Here is a 17,854-nt window from a genome sequence, read left to right as displayed (position 1 = left end):
ATGGAAAAGACCTGACCTAATCACCCTGACGGAGACGGGTGCTCAGGTGGTCAAACGACGGCCGTCTGTGAACACCACAAGTTCACCGTGGGCGAAAGCTGTCCACACCTCGTTCGTTGTGAGCGGGCTTGTAGCGATGACTACGACTTCGTCCGTCTCTTGGGTCTCCTGGGAAAAATCCAGTGAAAGATCCTCGTCGCTCAAATGCACATGTCCAAACGGGTGGCGGCGTTCCACGTAATACAGGTGGGTGGAGGCATGGGCCCACAGCGCCTGGCCGTTGGATAGCAAAAAGTTGAAGGTGCCGTGCGGCGCAATGCGCGCGGCCAGGTCGCGCAGCGTGATCGTCAGCTCGGCAATGCTGGGCACACCGGCGTGGGACTTGGCCAGCTCTTGCATGAGCCAGCAGAAGGCGTGCTCGCTGTCGGTGGTGCCCACGGGCCTGAAGTGGCTGTGCAGCCGGGGGCGAAAGTCTTTCAGGTCGCCGTTGTGCGCAAACACCCAGTAGCGGCCCCACAGCTCGCGCACAAACGGGTGGCAGTTCTGCAGCCCTACGGCGCCTTGCGTGGCCTTGCGGATGTGCGATATGACATTGCAGCTTTTGATGGGGTAGCGGCGGATGAGCTCGGCAATGGGGGAGTCCACGGCGCGCTCGTGGTCCACAAAGTGGCGCACGCCCTTGTCTTCAAAGAAGGCAATGCCCCAGCCGTCGCAATGGTCGCCCGTGTGGCCTGCGCGCTGGGCAAAGCCCGTGAAGCTGAAGGTCACGTCGGTGGGGGTGTTGCAATTCATTCCGAGCAGTTGGCACATGGTTGCACTCTTGTATCCAGTTCAGGCCGCAGGGGCGGAAGGGGCGCGCGGCGCGTCGCGCAACTGCCAGGCGGCCACCAGCGCCAGCAGGCACAGCGCGGCCAGCATGAGGAACGACTCGCTGAACGCCGCGATGCGCGCCGGGCTGCTGCCACTGCTGGCCAGCGACACACCGTGCGCCGCCAGGCGCCATTCGAGCACGATGCCGCACAGGCTGACACCGGCCGCGCCCCCCAGCATGCGCAAAAACCCGATGGTGCTGGAGCCCTGGGAGATGAGCGATTTGTCCAGCGGCCGCATGGCGCCCAGGTTGAGCGAAGGCAGGATGAAACCCAGCCCGATGCGGCCCAGGATGGCAAAGACCACCAGCCACCACAGGGGCGACTCCAGCCCGATCAGCACCATGAGCGCAAACGACAGCGCCAGCAGAAACAGCCCGATGCTCACCAGCAGGTGGGTGGGCTGGCGGTCGGCAAGGCGGCCCACCAGGGGGATGGTGAGCGCCAGCACCGCGCCCGCAGGCAGCAAAATGGTGCCCACATGCGAGGCCGACAGTTGCAGCCCCATCTGCATGAACACCGGCAGCAGGTAGGTGGAGCCAAACAGCGCCGTGCCATAGATAAACGCCACGATGCTGCCCATGGCAAACGTACGGTAGCGAAACAGGCCCAGCTCCATCAGCGGCGAACGCCCCTGGCGCGACAGGCAGCGCTGCCAGCCGACGAACAGCAGCGCACACAGGGCCGCCAGCACCAGCAGCACAAGGGCCTGCAGCAGCGGGCCGCTGCGCAATTCGACCAGGCCGTTGAGCAGGCACAGCGTGCCGGCGCCGCCCAGCAGCAGCCCGCGCCAGTCCAGCGACTGGCTCTGCCGGTTGGCCGCCAGACCGCCCGGCGCGGTGTTGGGCACGAGCTTGTACGCCAGCCACAGCGAGACGATGCACAGCGGCACCACCATGAAGAAGATGGAGCGCCAGCCAAACCAGTCCACCAGCAGGCCGCCGATGCTGGGGCCCAGCGCGGGTGCCAGCACCACGCCCATGCCAAAAATGCCGCTGGCGCGCCCCTGCTCGTGCGGTTGGAAGGCATACAGGATGATGATGGCCGGAATGGGCTGCACGATGCCTGCGGCCAGCCCCTCGGCCACGCGCGCGGCCAGCACCAGGCCGTAGTGGTTGGACAGCCCGCCCACCATGCCACCCACAAGCAGCAGCAGCATCGCGCCCGCATAAGTGGCGCGGTAGCCGTAGCGCGACAGCAGCCAGGGCGTGGTGAGCATGGACACCGTCATGGCCACCATGAAGCCCGAGGCCACCCACTGCGCGCGCTCCTGGCCCAGCGCAAAGTGCTGGCTCATGTCGGGAATGGCGACGTTGACCACGGTCGATGACATGACCGACGCCATGGTGCCCACCATCACGGCCAGCAGCACCAGCCAGCGGTAGCGTTCGCCATACCGGGCGCGCAGCGCCTGCAGGGATCCGGAACCGCTCATGCAGCGGCGGGGTTCAGGAACGCTCGGACCACAGGCGCCCGCCGGTGGCCCAGTTCTCGCGTTTCACGTCGGTGATCAGGATGTCCACCATCTCGGGCGTTCCGCCCAGCACCTCGACCGAGACGCGGGTGATTTCCTCGACAAGTTTCTTCTTCTGTTCGACCGTGCGGCCTTCGATCATTTCAATGTGGTAGGTCGGCATGGGGGTGCTCCGGGGGCAAAAAAATCGATCATAAAGGCGCGGGGTGTTGCGCTGGCGCCGCCACCGGCACCGGATCGGACTCGCGGGCACAGACGGGGCAGATGCAGCGCTGGCCGCGCTCCTGCGCGGGCAGGCGGACCAGCGCCGCCCGGGACACCGGGGCCTGCATGCACCAGCAACCCTGCGGGTCGGCGCCGCCCGCCATGGCGCACTGGTTGGGCTGGCCGCAGGCGGGGCAGGCGTTCGGAGCGAAAGGGGGCAAGGCGTTCATGACAAAGAGGGGCTGCGCGGGCCTGGAGTGTAGGCCAAGGCCCGGCGCAACGGCACCCGAAGGCGCTGACAATTTTTGGATGAAAACAGGCTCAAAGGCTTACCTATAAAGCGCGAACAGCTATCTAATAAATAGCGGATGATGGAGCCCTCTCATCACCCCGGCGGCGGTAGTGCGCAGACCGCGCGGGCCGGTGCCAATGGATGGAGGCACTCCCTGCAGGGGAATGGGATGCCGCAGCAAACGCCTGACTGCAGCCTGTCGTGCAGGGAATTCCCCAGCGGTTGGACTGTTTTTTGTGCCCGATCAGCGGTGCACCGACGGTACAGTCACCGGTCACGCCGTTGATGTGCGTCCTGTCCGCCCTCCCGCGTCCACCAGCGGCACCGTCGCAGTCGCCCGGCAACGCCCAGGCGCAACGATCACCGGACAGTCAACCCGCCTGCGGCGGCGAAGGGGGCGTGCGCACCAACACACCCGGCATGCAAAGCCGTGGGCAAAGATAGTCAAAGGGAGAGCCGTGCTGTTACTCATCGTTTTACTACCGCTTTTCCTGGGCACGGCCGCCACGTTCTGGCTGGGTCCGCGATCACGCGGGCTGACCGCGTTGGCGGCGGGGGCTGTGCCGGCGGCGAGCCTGGGCTTGCTGCTGGGCCACGCGCCAGCGGTGATGGCGGGCGAGGTCATCCTGAACGCCTGGGACTGGGTGCCCGAGATCGGCCTGAACCTCACCTTCCGGCTCGACGGCCTGTCGATGATGTTCGCCGGGCTGATCCTGTTCATCGGGTTGATGATCGTCATCTACGCGCACTACTACCTGAGCCCCAAGGACTCGGTGGGCAAGTTCTACAGCGAGATGATGCTGTTCATGGCCGCCATGCTGGGCGTGGTGCTGTCGGACAACCTGTTGCTGCTGGTGGTGTTCTGGGAACTCACCAGCCTGTCGTCCTTCCTGCTGGTGGGCTACTGGAGCCACCGGCAGGATGCCCGCGCCGGTGCCCGCCAGGCACTGGCCGTGACCGGCGGCGGCGGGCTGGCCATGCTGGGCGGCTTTGTGCTGCTGGGCCAGATCGCAGGCACCTACGAACTCAGCGCCATGCTGGGCAAGGTGGCCGCCATCCAGGCCGACCCGATGTTTGTGCCCGCGCTGCTGCTGATCCTGATCGGCACCTTCACCAAGAGCGCACAGTTTCCGTTCCATTTCTGGCTGCCCGACGCCATGGCCGCCCCCACGCCGGTGTCGGCCTACCTGCACTCGGCCACCATGGTGAAGGCCGGCGTTTTCCTGCTCATGCGCATGTACCCGGTGCTGGCGGGCTCGGGCTGGTTCGAGGCGATCGTGACCACCGTGGGGCTGATCACGGTGCTGTTTGCGGCCTTCATTGCCATCTTCAAGCACGACCTCAAGGGGCTGCTGGCGTACTCCACCGTGAGCCACCTGGGCCTCATCACCTTTCTGGTGGGGCTGGGCTCGCCGCTGGCGGCCGTGGCCGCAGTGTTCCACGTGCTGAACCACGCCACGTTCAAGGCATCGCTGTTCATGATCGCCGGAATTGTCGACCACGAAACCCACAGCCGCGACATGCGCAAGCTGGGCGGCCTGTGGGCGCTGATGCCCTGGACGGCCACCTTGTCCATGGTGGCGGCGGCGTCCATGGCCGGTGTGCCGCTGACCAACGGCTTTTTGTCCAAGGAGATGTTCTTCACCGAAGCGGTGGTGGGCACCACCGGTGTGTGGGCTTGGCTGGTGCCTGCGGCGGTGACGCTGGCCGGCATTTGCAGCGTGGCGTATTCGCTGCGCTTTGTGCACGACACGTATTTCAACGGCCCCCTGGGCGATGTGCCCAACACCCACCCCCACGAGCCCCCGCTGGGCATGAAGCTGCCCGCCATGCTGCTGGTGGCGATGTGCATCGCGGTCGGCCTGTTGCCCGCCATCACCTTCGGACCGCTGGTGGACGTGGCGGCCACGGCACTGGCCGGCAAGCCGCTGCCCGAGTACCACCTGGCCCTCTGGCACGGGTTCAACCTGCCGCTGCTCATGAGCGCCATCGCGCTGGTGGCGGGGGTGGGTCTGTACCTGCTGCTGGCGGCGCACAAGCGGCTGCACCGCATTGAGTCCGAGGCCTGGTTTGGCCGCGCCACCGGGCGCCAGATTTTTGACGCTCTGATCGACGGGCTGTTCGGCCTGGCGGGGCGCATCTCGGCGCGGCTGGAAAGCGGCTCGCTGCAGCATTACCTGGCCTGGACGCTGGGCGCCGCCATTGCAGTGGTGGCGGTGACCGTGCTGGGCAGTGGCAGCCCCATGGGCACCGGGCCGCGCGCGCTGCTACCGGCGTCGCCGCTGGCCATTGCCATCTGGCTGCTGCTGGCGGCCACCACGCTTGCGCTGGTGGTGGCGCACCACCAGCGGTTCCAGTCGGTGGTGCTGGTGGGCGTGGTGGGGCTGGTCACGTCGCTGACCTTTGTCAGCCTGTCTGCACCCGACCTGGCGCTGACCCAATTGTCGGTGGAGGTGGTGTCCACGGTGCTGCTGCTCATGGGCCTGGCCTTGCTGCCCCAGCACTCGCCGCGCGAGTCGGGCAGCCTGCGCCGCGTGCGCGACGGCGCACTGGCGCTGGCCGGGGGTGCGGGCATGTCGTGGCTGGCCTGGGTGCTGCTCACCCGCGACCACGACTCCATTTCCTGGTACTTCCTGGACAAGTCCATGCCGGTGGGCGGCGGCACCAACGTCGTCAATGTGATACTGGTGGACTTCCGGGGCTACGACACCTTTGGTGAAATCACCGTGCTGGGCATTGCCGCCATCGGCGTGCTGGCGCTCATGGAAGGCATGCGCACGCGCCGCCCCACGGCCGATACCGAGGGCCGACGCTGGACTTTTGCCGAGCAGCCCCTGCTGCTGCGCGTGGCAGCGGCGGTGGTGTTGCCGGTGGCGCTGGTGTTCACGCTCTACATCTTCATGCGCGGCCACAACCTGCCGGGCGGCGGCTTCATTGCCGGCCTGATCACGGCCGTGGCGCTGGTGCTGCAGTTCATGTCGATGGGACAGGTCAAGGCCGAATTGCTGCTGCGCGGCCAGGGCGGGCGCCGCTTCGTGAAATGGATTGGTGCCGGCCTGGGCATTGCAGGGCTGACCGGCGTGGGCGCATTCGTGTTCGGCCGCCCCTTCCTGACCAGCGCCCATGGCCACCCCCATGTGCCCCTGCTGGGCGAGCTGCCGCTGGCGTCTGCTGCGCTGTTTGACCTGGGCGTCTACCTTGTGGTGGTGGGCGCCACGCTGCTGACCATCTCGGTGCTGGGCACCGTGAGCCGCGAGAGCCCGCAACCCGCCGCCCCGCAGCCACCGGAGCCTGCTGCATGAACGCCGCAGGCCCCCGTCACCCCTCGCCCGCCGTGCGACACACCAAGGAACCCACATGAGCATGGAATTTTTGCTGGCCACCGGCATCGGCTTTGTCACTGCCTGCGCCATTTACCTGATGCTGCGCGGGCGCACCTTTCCCGTGGTGCTGGGCCTGTCGCTGCTGGGCTATGCGGTGAATGTTTTCATTTTTGCCATGGGCCGCCTGTGGTCCAACGCCCAGCCCATCCTGGTGGGTGATGGCCCCGTGGCCGACCCCCTGCCCCAGGCGCTGGTGCTCACCGCCATCGTGATCGGCTTTGCCACCACCGGCTTTGTGATCGAGCTGGCCCTGCGCAGCCGCCATGAGAGCGGCAGCGACCACGTGGACGGGCACGAGCCCGGCCACGCCCCGGGTTACCGCAGCGCCGCACAGGCACCTGCGGGCAAGAGTGGAGGTCAGGCCTGATGTGGGATGTGATCTCTGCTTTCTGGCTGCAGCACGCCCCGGTGCTGTCGGTGCTGTTGCCGGTGTTCACGGCCGTGGGCCTGTTGCTGATCGGTGATTCGGCCAGCTCCGGCGGCACCGGTGCGGACGGCCGCCAGCGCTGGGGCGCACGGCTGTCCATGGCGTCGGTGTTGCTGGGCCTGTTCATGGCCGTTCAGCTGGTGCGCCACGCCAGCGGCGGCGAGCTGCTGGTGTACCAGCTGGGTGAATGGCCCGCGCCGTTTGGCATCGTGCTGGTGCTCGACCGCCTGTCGGCCCTCATGGTGCTGCTGACCTACCTGGTGGCGGTGCCGGTGCTCTGGTATGCCACCGGCGGCTGGGACACCCGGGGCCGCCACTTTCATGCCCTGTTCCAGTTCCAGCTGATGGGCCTGTGCGGCGCCTTCCTCACCGGCGACCTGTTCAACCTGTTCGTGTTCTTCGAGGTGCTGCTGATCGCCTCTTACGTGCTGCTGGTGCACGGCCAGGGCCGCGAGCGCTTGCGCATGGGCGTGCACTATGTGGTGCTCAACCTCGCGGCCTCGGGGCTGTTCCTGATCGGGCTGGCGCTGGTGTACGCCGTCACCGGTACGCTCAACATGACCGACGTGGCCCTGCGCGTGGGCCAGCTCACGGGCGACAGCGCCGTGCTGGCGCGGGCAGCGGCGCTGGTGCTGCTGGTGGTGTTTGGCCTGAAGGCGGCGCTGGTGCCGCTGTACTTCTGGCTGCCGGGCACCTACGCGTCGGCCAGTGCACCGGTGGCCGCGCTGTTTGCCATCATGACCAAGGTGGGCGTGTACAGCATCATCCGCGTGCACTGGGGCATTTTTGGCGCCGAGGCCGGTGAGGCCGCCTTTGCGGCCCAGGCCTGGCTGCTGCCGCTGGCCCTGGCCACCAGCGTGCTCGGCGTGCTGGGTGCGCTGGCCGCGCACAGCATGGGCCGGCTGGTGGCCTACCTCACCGTCTCGTCGGTGGGCACCATTCTGGCGGGCGTGGGGCTGTACTCCCCGGCCACCCTGTCGGCTTCGCTGTACTACACGCTGCACAGCACGGTGGTGATTGCGGGCCTGTTCCTTCTGGTCGAGCTGATGGCCGCCCAGCGCGGTGAGGCACTGGACAAACTGCGGCCTGCTGCGGCGGTGCGCGAGCCGGTGCTGCTGGGCCTGATGATGATTTTTGGCGCGGCCTCGGCCGCTGGCCTGCCTCCCCTGCCGGGCTTTCTGGGCAAGCTGATGATTCTGGAGAGCTCGTCGGGCCTGCCCGCGCAGGCCTGGGTCTGGGCGGTGGTGCTCAGCGTGGGCTTCTTCACCATCGTGGGCCTGGCGCGCGCCGGGGTCATCGTGTTCTGGCATATCCAGCCCGACGAAGGGCAGGGCAACCCCGGCTCGGGCTCCAGCGTCAAGCTGTTGTCTGCCGTGTGGGCCTTCATGGCGCTCACGCTGGCCATGGCGGTGCTGGCCTCCCCCGTGAAGCGCTACACCGACGCCGCCACAGCGCAACTGGCCGACCAGGCCGCCTACGCCCGCGCCGTGCTGGGCATGACCGGCGCCCCCACCACCCGGCCCTACGACGGCCAACGCACACCGGCCGCGGCCCCCACCGAGGAGACCCGATGAACCCCAGTACCTCGCCCCCCGCCAATCCGGCGCGCAAGCCGGGCTGGCTCAGCCATCCGCTGCTGTCCCTGCTGCTGGGCGCCAGCTGGCTCGCGCTGTCGCACAGCCTGGCGCCCGTGCACCTGCTGTCGGCGCTGCTGATCGCCCTGATCGTGCCGCGCCTGCTGCACCCGTTTCTGGGCGAGCGCTCCAGCATCCACTGGGCGGCCGCCGTGCGGCTGACCTTGGTGGTGCTCAAGGACATCGTGGTGGCCAACATCACGGTGGCCCGGCTGGTGCTGGGCCCGCTGCCGCGCATGCAGCCCGCCTGGCTGCCCGTGCCGCTGGCCTGCGACCACCCGCGCGTGAATGCCTTGTTTGCCACCATCATCACCACCACGCCCGGCACGGTGTCGTGCGTGGTGGACGAGCAGCGCCATGAAATTCTGGTGCATGCCCTGACCTGCGACGACGCGCAGGCCATGATCGACGACATGAAGACGCGCTACGAGGCGCCTTTGCTCCAGATTTTTCGCCAGCAGCCGCGCGCCGCAGCGCCCGGCGCTGGCGCCACCGCCGGGAGGACCGCATGAACGTTCTGGACATCGCATTGAACCTGGGCGTGGCCGCCGTGACGGTGGCCGTGGTGCTGTGTGCCTGGCGCCTGCTGCGCGGGCCCGAAATGACCGACCGCCTGCTGGCACTGGACACGCTCTACATGAATGCCGTGGCGCTGATCGTGCTGCTGGGCATTCGCTGGAACACCGCGCTGCTGTTCGAGGCCGCCTTGCTGGTGGCCATGCTGGGCTTTGCCTCCACCGTGGCGCTGGCGCGCTACCTGAGCCGCGGCGACGTGGTGGAATGAAGGAGTAACCATGCACCCTCTGATCGAATGGACTGCCGCCGCGCTGATCGTGATCGCGGCCTTCTTCCTGCTGGTGGGCGCCATTGGCCTGGCCCGCCTGCCCGACTTTTTCATGCGCCTGCACGCGCCCACCAAGGCGTCCACCCTGGGCGTGGGCGGTATGCTGATTGCATCGATGCTGGTGGCATTCAGCCAAGGCCGGCCCGGCATTGCCGAGCTTCTGATCACGCTGTTTGTGTTCGTCACGGCGCCGGTGTCGGCCAACCTCATGGCCCAGGCGGCGCTGCACCTCCGGCTGGCTTCGCGCGCGCCCGTGCCCGACGACGCAGTGCCCGAGCGGCGCCAGGGCTGAGAGGCATGTCAAGAAAAACGGCACCCGAGGGTGCCGTTGGTTTTTTATGAATGAAAACAGCCTCCAGGGCTTATCCATCAAGCGTCACAAGCTATTGAATTAATAGCGATTAATCACGCCGCTGCCTTGAGCTTCAGGCGCCAGGCATGCAGCAGCGGCTCGGTATAGCCACTGGGCTGCTGCAGGCCCTTGAAGACCAGGTCGCACGCAGCCTGGTAGGCCATGCTGGTGCCGAAATTTCCGGCCATGGGGCGGTACAGCGGGTCGCCGGCGTTCTGCTTGTCCACCTTGGCAGCCATGCGTTCGAAGGTTTCGCGCACTTGGGGCAAGGTCACCACGCCGTGGTGCAGCCAGTTGGCCATGTGCTGGCTGCTGATGCGCAGCGTGGCACGGTCTTCCATCAGGCCGATGTCGTTGATGTCGGGCACCTTGGAGCAGCCCACGCCCTGGTCCACCCAGCGCACCACGTAGCCCAGGATGCCCTGGGCGTTGTTGTCGAGTTCCTGCTGCTTTTCGGCGTCGGTCCAGTTCGGGCTGGCGGCGACGGGGATGGTCAGCAGGCCGGTCAGCAGGTTGTCGCGTTCGGCGTTGGCGTCGATTTTTTCCAGCTCGATCTGGATGTCGCTCACCTTCACCTGGTGGTAGTGCAGCGCGTGCAGCGTGGCGCCGGTGGGGCTGGGCACCCAGGCGGTGTTGGCGCCGGCCTTGGGGTGGGCGATCTTCTGCTTGAGCATTTCGGCCATCAGGTCGGGCATGGCCCACATGCCCTTGCCTATCTGCGCCTTGCCGCGCAGGCCGCAGGACAGTCCCACGAGCACGTTGTTGCGCTCATAGGCCTGGATCCAGGCGCTGGTCTTCATGTCGCCCTTGCGGATCATGGGGCCGGCGTGCATGGCGGTGTGCATTTCATCGCCCGTGCGGTCCAGGAAGCCGGTGTTGATGAAGGCCACGCGGCTGCTGGCGGCGGCAATGCAGGCCTTGAGGTTGACGCTGGTGCGGCGTTCTTCGTCCATGATGCCGAGCTTGACGGTGCTGTCGGGCAAGCCCAGGAGCTTTTCGACGCGGCCGAACAGCTCGGCGGCAAAGCCCACTTCGGTCGGGCCGTGCATCTTGGGCTTGACGATGTAGACCGAGCCCTTGCGCGAGTTGCGCAGGCCCGCGCCGCCTGTAGCGGCGCTTCCTGCTGCAGCGCCTTGGCCCTTTTGCAGGTCGTGCACGGCGATGGCGGTGGTGACCACGGCGTCCATGATGCCTTCGGGAATCTCGCGCTGCTGGCCCTGGGCATCCTTCCAGAGGATGGCCGGGTTGGTCATCAGGTGGCCCACGTTGCGCAGGAACATGAGCGAGCGGCCATGCAGGCGCACTTCGCCTCCGCTCGGTCCAACATAGACGCGGTCGGCGTTGAGGCCGCGCGTCATGGTCTTGCCGCCCTTGTCGAACGATTCGGTCAGCGTGCCCTTGATGATGCCCAGCCAGTTGCTGTAGCCCAGCAGCTTGTCTTCGGCGTCCACGGCGGCCACGGAGTCTTCCAGGTCGAGGATGGTGGAGAGCGCGGCTTCGAGCACCACGTCGCTCACGCCCGCGGCGTCCGACTGGCCGATGGGCGTGGCGCGGTTGATCTGGATATCGAGGTGCAGACCGTTGTGCTGCAGCAGCACCGACGAGGGCGCAGCCGCATCACCCTGGTAGCCCTTGAACTGGCTGGCGTCCTTCAGGCCGGTGCTGCCACTGGCGAGCTGCACCACGAGCTGGCCGCCTTCGACACGGTAGCCGGTGGCATCCTTGTGCGAGCCGCTGGCCAGGGGGGCGGACTGGTCGAGCACGTCGCGGGCGAAAGCGATCACCTTGGCGCCGCGCACCGGGTTGTAGCCCTTGCCTTTTTCAGCGCCATCGGTCTCGGGGATGGCGTCGGTGCCATACAGGGCGTCGTACAAAGAGCCCCAGCGGGCGTTGGCGGCATTCAGGGCGTAGCGGGCGTTGAGGATGGGCACCACGAGTTGCGGGCCGGCCTGCGTGGCCAGCTCGTCATCCACGTTGGCCGTGGTGGTCTGCACGTTGGCGGGCTGGGGCACCAGGTAACCGATCTTTTCGAGGAAGCCGCGGTAGGCCACCATGTCCTTGATGGGGCCGGGGTTGGCCTTGTGCCAGGTGTCCAGTTCGGTCTGCAGGCGGTCGCGCTCGGCCAGCAAGGCGATGTTGCGCGGTGCCAGGTCGGACACGATGGCGTCGAAGCCTTTCCAGAACGTGGCGCCGTCGATGCCGGTGCCGGGCAGCACCTGGTCTTCGACAAAGCGGTACAGGGAGGTGGCCACTTGCAGGCCGTGGACTTGGGTGCGTTCGGTCATGGGGTGCCTTGAGAAAGTTATGGAAACGTAAAAACCGGGAACTGCGCTAGCAGGCCATGGGCACACTGTATTGCAAATGTTTGCCCACATAAATACGCTGAAAATCTCTAAACCAGTGACTTTTACGCAAAACTGAGGGCGGTCCGTAGTCACCCTGAATGGTGCTTTGGCCCGTAACCCACTACGCTGCGCGCACAACAAACCCAACGGGAGACAAACCCATGCAGGCACCCCTGGACGCCAGCGCGCTCAACGCGGCCCACAAGAACAAGATCGTGAGCGCCGCCGATGCGGTGCAGCTCATCCACGACGGCGACACCGTGGCCACGGGCGGCTTTGTGGGCATCGGCTTTGCCGAGAGCATTGCGGTGGCGCTGGCCCGGCGCTGGGAGTCCACGCAAACCCCGCGCGATCTCACACTGGTCTACGCCGCAGGCCAGGGCGACGGCAAGCACCGGGGCCTCAACCACCTGGGCCACGCGGGCCTGCTCAAGCGCGTGATCGGCGGGCACTGGAGCCTGGTGCCGCGCATCCAGAAGCTGGCGGTGGACAACCAGATCGAGGCCTGGAACCTGCCCCAGGGCGTGATCACGCACTTGTTCCGTGACATCGCTGCGGGCAAGCCCGGAACGCTCACGCGTGTGGGCCTCGATACCTTTGTGGACCCGCGCCACGGCGGTGGCAAGCTCAATGCGCGCACCACCGAAGACCTGGTGCGCATCCTGCCCATCGACGGGCAGGACTACCTGTTCTACAAGGCCTTCCCGATCCACGTGGGCATCATCCGCGCGACCACGGCCGACGCCGATGGCAACCTCACCATGGAGCGCGAGGCGCTCACGCTCGAAGCCCTGGCCATTGCCATGGCGGCGCGCAACTCGGGCGGCGTGGTCATCGCGCAGGTCGAGCGCATCGCCGAGCGCGGCACGCTCAACCCCCGGCAGGTGAAGGTGCCCGGCGTGCTGGTGGACGCCGTGGTGCTGGCCACCGAGCCCGCGCACCACCACCAGACCTTTGCCGAGCCCTACAGCGCCGCGTTTGCGGGCGAGCTGCGCGTGCCCATGGACACGCTGGAGGCGATGCCGCTGACCGAGCGCAAGATCATCGCCCGCCGCGCAGCGCTGGAGCTGCGTCCGCACCAAGTGGTGAACTTAGGGATAGGCATGCCCGAGGGCGTGGCCAACGTGGCGGCTGAGGAGCGCATCATCGACCTCGTCACGCTCACGGCCGAGCCTGGCGTGATCGGCGGCATCCCCGCAGGCGGGCTGAACTTTGGCGCCGCCGTGAACCCGCAGGCCATCATCGACCAGCCCAACCAGTTCGACTTCTACGACGGCGGCGGCCTCGACATCGCCATCCTGGGCTTGGCGCAGGCCGACCAGCACGGTAACCTCAACGTGAGCAAGTTCGGGCCCCGCCTGGCGGGCGCGGGCGGCTTCATCAACATCAGCCAGAACGCCAAGACCGTGGTGTTCGTGGGCACCTTCACCGCTGGCGCGCTGCAGGTCGAGGCGGTGGACGGCCACCTGCACATCCTGCACGAAGGCGGCGCGCGCAAGCTGGTGCGCGAGGTCGAACACCGCACCTTCAGCGGCGCCGAGGCGCTCAAGCGCGGCCAGCGTGTGCTGTATGTGACGGAGCGCTGCGTGTTCCGCCTCGTGCCCTCGGGCGAGGCGGATGGCGGCGGTGCGCTGGAGCTGATCGAGCTGGCGCCCGGCATCGACCTGCAGCGCGACGTGCTCGCCCACATGTCGTTCACGCCGCGCATCAGCCCCGGCCTGCAGGCCATGGACCTGCGCCTGTTCGAGCCCGGCCCGCTGGGCCTGCGCGAGCAGCTGCTCAACCGCCCGCTGGTGCAGCGCTTCGAGCTCGATGCCGCGCGCCAGCTGCTGCACATCGACTTCTCGGGCCTGCAGATCAATGCCGCCAGCACCATCGAGGCGATTGATCAGGAGGTGCGCCGCCTGCTCGCCCCGCTCGCCGCACAGGGCGAGCGCGTGGGCGTGATCGTGAACTACGACCACTTCACCATCGCGCCCGACCTGGCCGACGCCTACACCGCCATGGTGCAGGGCCTCACGCACGACCTCTACACCGAGGTCAAGCGCTATGGCACCGTGGGGTTCCTCAAGTCGCGCCTGGCGTAGATGCTATACAAATAATAGCTGTTTGCGCTTGTCCATCAAGCGCTGAAGCCTGATTTTGCTTGTAAAACAGCGCCACCGGTGCTTCCTGGTGGCGCGGTGGCCCGCCCGCGCGCCGATGTCTCCATAATCTCCGCCCATGGACAAACTCAAGGCCTTCGAATCCTTTGTGTCGGTGGCCACGCGCGGCAGCCTGACTGCCGCTGCCAAGGCCGAGGGCGTGGCGCCCGCCATCATGGGGCGGCGGCTCGATGCGCTCGAAGAGCACCTGGGCGTCAAGCTCCTGGTGCGCACCACGCGCCGCATCAGCCTCACGCACGAGGGCAGCGCGTTTCTGGAAGACTGCCAGCGCCTGCTGTCCGACGTGGCCAATGCCGAGGCCAGCGTGTCCGAAGGCGGCGTCAAGGCCACCGGGCACCTGCGCATCACCGCGCCCGCGGGCTTTGGCCGGCGCCATGTGGCACCGCTGGTGCCCCGGTTCCGGGCCGAGCACCCGGACGTGACCATCTCTCTCAACCTCAGCGACCGCGTGGTGGACCTGGCGGGCGAAGGCTTTGACTGCGCCGTGCGCGTGGGCGATTTGCCCGATTCGTCGCTGGTGAGCGTGCGCATTGCCGACAACCGCCGTCTGTGCGTGGCCACGCCCGAATACCTGGCCCGCCGTGGCACCCCGCGCGCGCCGGCCGAGCTGGTGCAGCACGACTGCCTCACGCTGTCGAGCGACGCATCGCAGACGCGTGGCTGGGCGTTCCGCGTGCCGCAGCCCGATGGCTCCACCGAGGTCGTGCACCTCAAGCCCGGCGGCCCGCTCGACTGCTCTGACGGCCAAGTGCTGCACGACTGGTGCCTGGGCGGCTGGGGCATCGCCTGGCGCAGCACCTGGGAGGTGGAGGCCGAAATTGCCGCCGGCCGCCTGGTGGCGGTGCTGGAGGACTTCGCCGCGCCGCCCAACGGCATCTATGTGGTGTTTCCCCAGCGCAAGCACCTGCCGCTGCGTGTGCGGCTGTGGATCGATTACCTCAAGCACCAGTACGCCCAGCCTGCCTTCTGGAGGGGCGCTTGACCTCGATCAGCGCGCACCCGTCCAAACCCCCGCCCCCGCTGCGTCTGGGGGTGGTGGAAGACGACGCCGCCAGCCGCGACACCCTGGTGACCATGATCGGCCAGCAGCCCGACCTGGCGCTGGCACTGCTGGCCACCAGCCGCGCCGAGGCGCTGGAGCTGCTGCCCACGACGCCCCTGGACGTGCTGCTGGTGGACCTGGGCTTGCCCGACGGTTCGGGCCTGGACGTGATCCGCGCCGCGCGCGTGCAGTGGCCTGACTGCAGCATCCTGGTCAGCACCATCTTTGGCGACGAGGACCACGTGCTGCGCTCCATCGAAGCCGGGGCCATGGGCTACCTGCTCAAGGACGTGAGCGCTGCCGAGCTGGCCGAGGAGATCCGCAACCTTCACGCGGGCGGCAGCCCCATCAGCCCCATGGTGGCGCGCAAGATCCTGGCACGCGCCGCCGCCAGCCTGGCGCCAGCCGGCAGCCCGCCCGCCGCACTGTCTGCGCGCGAACAGGAGGTGCTGCGCCATGTGAGCAAGGGCTTCACCACCGAAGAAACCGCCCGCTCCATGGGCGTGTCCCGCACCACCGTGCTCACGTTTGTGCGGCGCATCTATGCCAAGCTCCAGGTCAACACCCGCGCCGAAGCCATCCATGCTGCCTACAAACAGGGCCTGCTGGCGGATTAGCCAGTGCGTGGCCTGGCTGCTGTTGCTGGCCTGGCTTTCAGCCTGCGGCGGCGGAGCCCGGGACGGGGGCGCCATGCACATCGAGCAGGCGCTTTTTCGCACCGAGCCGGGCGCAGGCTGGGAACCTCCGCCCGAGCTGCCTCTGAGCGTGCAAGACATGGGCGGCTGGGCGCAGGTGCCCCTGCCCCACGCCCGCGCCCGCAGCCTGGCGGAAGGCAGCGCGTCGCTGCAGGCCCCGCCCGACGTGGCCTGGTACCGGCTCACACTGCCGGCCAGCCTGCCCGCGCAAGACTTGTTTCTCTACCTGCCGCGCTGGCAGACCATCGGCGTCGTCGCGGTGTATGTGGACGGGCGCATGGTCTACCGAAGCCGGGGCAGCCGCGTGTGGAACAGCTTCAACCGGCCCCTGTGGCTGCCCCTGGGCAGTGGCACGGGCGGCAGCAGCGCGGCGCCTCACACGGTCTGGGTGCGCATGGCCAGCCAGCAAGGTGTGGGCGGGGCAATCTCCAGCGCATGGGTAGGCACCGAGCAGGCGCTGCTATGGCGCTACAACCTGCGCAGCTTTGTGCAGAACGACCTCATCAGCCAGACGGGCGCAGCCTTTCTGGTCATCGGGCTTTTCTCACTGGCCGTAGGGCTGGTGCGCCGCCGTGAGCCCATCTACCTGCTGTTCTTCGCCGTATCCGTCACCTGCGTGTTGCGCAACCTGCACTATGTGGTGGACGACCACCCACCGCCCGTGCCTGACGACTGGTTTGGCTGGGTCAGCGTCAATGCGCTGGGCTGGTCCATGGTGTCCATCTTCGCGTTCGCCTTGCGTGTGCACCGCAAGCGCATGCCCCGCCTGGCATGGGGCATTGCGGCGCTGGTGGTGCTGTGTGCGGTACTTACCTTGCCAGTGCCCCTTCTGTTGCCGCATGTCCATGCCATCCTTCCGGCGGTTTACATCGTCCTCACCGCGCTCACGGCCGTGGTGGCGGTGTCTGGTCTGTGGGCCTCCTGGCAGGCCCGCTCGGGCGAAGGGATGGTGCTGTTTGCCTGGTTCTCGCTCAACGTGCCCGCAGCCGTGCACGATCTTCTGCTGCAGAACTACCGCTTCAACATCGAGCGTGTGTACCTGGCGCCCTACCTGTCCATCGGCCTGTTCGCCATCTTCCTGGCCATCGTCTACCGCCGCTACCTGGGCGCCATCCATGCGGTGGAGTTTGTCAACGCCGGGCTGGAGAGCCGCCTTGCCGCGCGCGAGCGCGAGCTGACGGCCAGCCACGAGCAACTGCGCGCACTGGAGCGCCAGCAGACCCTGGCTGCCGAGCGCCAGCGACTGATGCAGGACATGCACGACGGCATCGGCTCATCGCTCATGAGCGCACTGCGCATGGTCGAGCACGGCCAGGCCAGCACGGCTGACACGGCCCTGGTGCTCAAGGACTGCATCGACGACCTCAAGCTCGCCATCGACTCGCTCAGCCCCGCCGACGCCGACCTGCTGGCCATGCTGGCCGCCCTGCGTTTTCGCCTGGCACCCCGGCTCAAGGCTGCGGGCATCACGCTCACCTGGAGCGTGCAGGATCTGCCACCGCTGCCGTGGCTGGACCCGCAGGCCGCCCTGCACGTGCTGCGCATCCTGCAAGAGGTGCTTACCAACCTGCTCAAGCACAGCCAGGCCACCGCCATCGACCTGGCGACCGAGGTGCGCCCCGGGGATGCGAACGAGGGCGGCGTGGTGGTGCGCATCCGCGACAACGGCCACGCCTTTGTGCCCACCGCCAGTGCGCCCCCTGCCACGCCGGCTGGCCAGGGGCTGGCCAACGTGCGCCACCGCGCCCAGGCCCTGGGGGGGCACTGCCAGTGGGCGGCCTGGGAGGGCGGGGGCGAATTCCGCCTGTGGTTGCCGCTGGAGCGGGCAGTGAACTAATTTGCTATGGTTTTGGTAGTTGTTGGTGCTTTCTGCATAAGCGCTGGGTATTGGTTGGAATCAAAATCAAACACCATTGAGCCCACACGGTTTCACTGGGGTGCTGCACCGGTGCTGCTGCGATCGGTGATGGCAACGAAGACGTCAGTACACATAGACCGCCCCTGAACTGGCGGCAGAGTTGTCTGCAGGGTCTCCGTTGATGCCGGTGGCATTGCTGTCTTCCCCCTGCGCCCCCACTGCCAAGGTGTTGCCGTCGCCCGATAGGGCCACGCTGGTGCCAAAAAGGTC

General features: G+C 67.4%; 16 protein-coding genes. 10 read left to right on the top strand and 6 right to left on the bottom strand.

What is annotated here, in order from left to right:
• Positions 1-42 precede the first annotated feature (42 nt).
• The 4 genes from KYG_RS00590 to KYG_RS00575 are packed head-to-tail and all read right to left on the bottom strand — an operon-like array spanning position 43 to position 2,777.
• Positions 43-810 carry a class II glutamine amidotransferase gene (locus tag KYG_RS00590; protein WP_009871336.1) on the bottom strand — a complete coding sequence of 256 codons (768 nt, stop codon included), beginning with the start codon at positions 808-810 and terminating at the stop codon, positions 43-45.
• Between the two features lie 21 nt (positions 811-831).
• Positions 832-2,304: a DHA2 family efflux MFS transporter permease subunit gene (locus KYG_RS00585; RefSeq protein ID WP_009871335.1), complete on the bottom strand. Its 1,473-nt coding sequence runs from the start codon at positions 2,302-2,304 to the stop codon at positions 832-834.
• Between the two features lie 13 nt (positions 2,305-2,317).
• A complete protein-coding gene (locus KYG_RS00580; protein WP_009871334.1) occupies positions 2,318-2,506 on the bottom strand; it encodes a 4-oxalocrotonate tautomerase in 189 nt (62 codons plus the stop codon).
• A 28-nt stretch (positions 2,507-2,534) separates the two neighbouring features.
• A complete protein-coding gene (locus KYG_RS00575; RefSeq protein ID WP_009871333.1) occupies positions 2,535-2,777 on the bottom strand; it encodes a cysteine-rich CWC family protein in 243 nt (80 codons plus the stop codon).
• Between the two features lie 520 nt (positions 2,778-3,297).
• Between KYG_RS00575 and KYG_RS00570 the strand changes: the two genes are divergently transcribed.
• From KYG_RS00570 to KYG_RS00545, 6 genes are all read left to right on the top strand, one after another.
• Positions 3,298-6,141 (top strand): monovalent cation/H+ antiporter subunit A, encoded by a 2,844-nt coding sequence (locus KYG_RS00570; RefSeq protein ID WP_009871332.1) that lies wholly within the window; start codon positions 3,298-3,300, stop codon positions 6,139-6,141.
• 61 nt (positions 6,142-6,202) lie between these two features.
• A complete protein-coding gene (locus tag KYG_RS00565) occupies positions 6,203-6,589 on the top strand; it encodes a Na+/H+ antiporter subunit C (RefSeq protein WP_202798322.1) in 387 nt (128 codons plus the stop codon).
• On the top strand, positions 6,589-8,223 hold the full coding sequence (locus tag KYG_RS00560; protein WP_009871330.1) for a monovalent cation/H+ antiporter subunit D: 1,635 nt from the start codon (positions 6,589-6,591) through the stop codon (positions 8,221-8,223). The genes KYG_RS00565 and KYG_RS00560 overlap by 1 nt, the downstream gene beginning before the upstream one ends.
• Positions 8,220-8,795, top strand: a complete 576-nt coding sequence (locus tag KYG_RS00555) for a Na+/H+ antiporter subunit E (protein WP_009871329.1) — start codon at positions 8,220-8,222, stop codon at positions 8,793-8,795. The genes KYG_RS00560 and KYG_RS00555 overlap by 4 nt, the downstream gene beginning before the upstream one ends.
• Positions 8,792-9,067: a K+/H+ antiporter subunit F gene (locus tag KYG_RS00550; protein WP_009871328.1), complete on the top strand. Its 276-nt coding sequence runs from the start codon at positions 8,792-8,794 to the stop codon at positions 9,065-9,067. The genes KYG_RS00555 and KYG_RS00550 overlap by 4 nt, the downstream gene beginning before the upstream one ends.
• 10 nt (positions 9,068-9,077) lie before the next feature.
• Entirely contained in the window at positions 9,078-9,419 is a 342-nt protein-coding gene (locus KYG_RS00545; protein ID WP_009871327.1) for a Na+/H+ antiporter subunit G, read from the top strand.
• Positions 9,420-9,532: 113 nt separating this feature from the next.
• Here KYG_RS00545 and KYG_RS00540 read toward each other — a convergent pair whose 3' ends face one another.
• Entirely contained in the window at positions 9,533-11,764 is a 2,232-nt protein-coding gene (locus KYG_RS00540; protein ID WP_009871326.1) for a malate synthase G, read from the bottom strand.
• Positions 11,765-11,985: 221 nt separating this feature from the next.
• Between KYG_RS00540 and KYG_RS00535 the strand changes: the two genes are divergently transcribed.
• From KYG_RS00535 to KYG_RS00520, 4 genes are all read left to right on the top strand, one after another.
• Positions 11,986-13,911 (top strand): acyl CoA:acetate/3-ketoacid CoA transferase, encoded by a 1,926-nt coding sequence (locus tag KYG_RS00535; protein ID WP_009871325.1) that lies wholly within the window; start codon positions 11,986-11,988, stop codon positions 13,909-13,911.
• A 136-nt stretch (positions 13,912-14,047) separates the two neighbouring features.
• Entirely contained in the window at positions 14,048-14,971 is a 924-nt protein-coding gene (locus KYG_RS00530) for a LysR family transcriptional regulator (protein ID WP_009871324.1), read from the top strand.
• Positions 14,968-15,648, top strand: coding sequence for a response regulator transcription factor (locus KYG_RS00525; protein WP_009871323.1), 681 nt, complete (start codon positions 14,968-14,970; stop codon positions 15,646-15,648). Before KYG_RS00530 ends, KYG_RS00525 begins: the two co-directional genes overlap by 4 nt.
• Positions 15,614-17,563, top strand: coding sequence for a 7TM diverse intracellular signaling domain-containing protein (locus tag KYG_RS00520; RefSeq protein ID WP_034692385.1), 1,950 nt, complete (start codon positions 15,614-15,616; stop codon positions 17,561-17,563). The genes KYG_RS00525 and KYG_RS00520 overlap by 35 nt, the downstream gene beginning before the upstream one ends.
• A 144-nt stretch (positions 17,564-17,707) precedes the next feature.
• Here KYG_RS00520 and KYG_RS23415 read toward each other — a convergent pair.
• Positions 17,708-17,854 (bottom strand): Integrin alpha beta-propellor repeat-containing protein (locus KYG_RS23415; protein ID WP_009871321.1); only part of this gene is annotated, 147 nt, incomplete at its 5' end.

The organism is Acidovorax sp. NO-1, from assembly GCF_000238595.1.
Taxonomy (GTDB): domain Bacteria; phylum Pseudomonadota; class Gammaproteobacteria; order Burkholderiales; family Burkholderiaceae_C; genus Acidovorax.
The sequence above is the reverse complement of the archived record's forward strand: the minus strand, read 5'-3'. Positions and strand labels throughout refer to the sequence as shown.

What these genes read in the sequence shown, in the direction of transcription:
- KYG_RS00590 (WP_009871336.1), bottom strand. Translation starts at nt 810, where the DNA reads ATGTGCCAACTGCTCGGAATGAATTGCAACACCCCCACCGACGTGACC.
- KYG_RS00585 (WP_009871335.1), bottom strand. Translation starts at nt 2,304, where the DNA reads ATGAGCGGTTCCGGATCCCTGCAGGCGCTGCGCGCCCGGTATGGCGAA.
- KYG_RS00580 (WP_009871334.1), bottom strand. Translation starts at nt 2,506, where the DNA reads ATGCCGACCTACCACATTGAAATGATCGAAGGCCGCACGGTCGAACAG.
- KYG_RS00575 (WP_009871333.1), bottom strand. Translation starts at nt 2,777, where the DNA reads ATGAACGCCTTGCCCCCTTTCGCTCCGAACGCCTGCCCCGCCTGCGGC.
- KYG_RS00565 (WP_202798322.1), top strand. Translation starts at nt 6,203, where the DNA reads ATGGAATTTTTGCTGGCCACCGGCATCGGCTTTGTCACTGCCTGCGCC.
- KYG_RS00560 (WP_009871330.1), top strand. Translation starts at nt 6,589, where the DNA reads ATGTGGGATGTGATCTCTGCTTTCTGGCTGCAGCACGCCCCGGTGCTG.
- KYG_RS00555 (WP_009871329.1), top strand. Translation starts at nt 8,220, where the DNA reads ATGAACCCCAGTACCTCGCCCCCCGCCAATCCGGCGCGCAAGCCGGGC.
- KYG_RS00550 (WP_009871328.1), top strand. Translation starts at nt 8,792, where the DNA reads ATGAACGTTCTGGACATCGCATTGAACCTGGGCGTGGCCGCCGTGACG.
- KYG_RS00545 (WP_009871327.1), top strand. Translation starts at nt 9,078, where the DNA reads ATGCACCCTCTGATCGAATGGACTGCCGCCGCGCTGATCGTGATCGCG.
- KYG_RS00540 (WP_009871326.1), bottom strand. Translation starts at nt 11,764, where the DNA reads ATGACCGAACGCACCCAAGTCCACGGCCTGCAAGTGGCCACCTCCCTG.
- KYG_RS00535 (WP_009871325.1), top strand. Translation starts at nt 11,986, where the DNA reads ATGCAGGCACCCCTGGACGCCAGCGCGCTCAACGCGGCCCACAAGAAC.
- KYG_RS00530 (WP_009871324.1), top strand. Translation starts at nt 14,048, where the DNA reads ATGGACAAACTCAAGGCCTTCGAATCCTTTGTGTCGGTGGCCACGCGC.
- KYG_RS00520 (WP_034692385.1), top strand. Translation starts at nt 15,614, where the DNA reads ATGCTGCCTACAAACAGGGCCTGCTGGCGGATTAGCCAGTGCGTGGCC.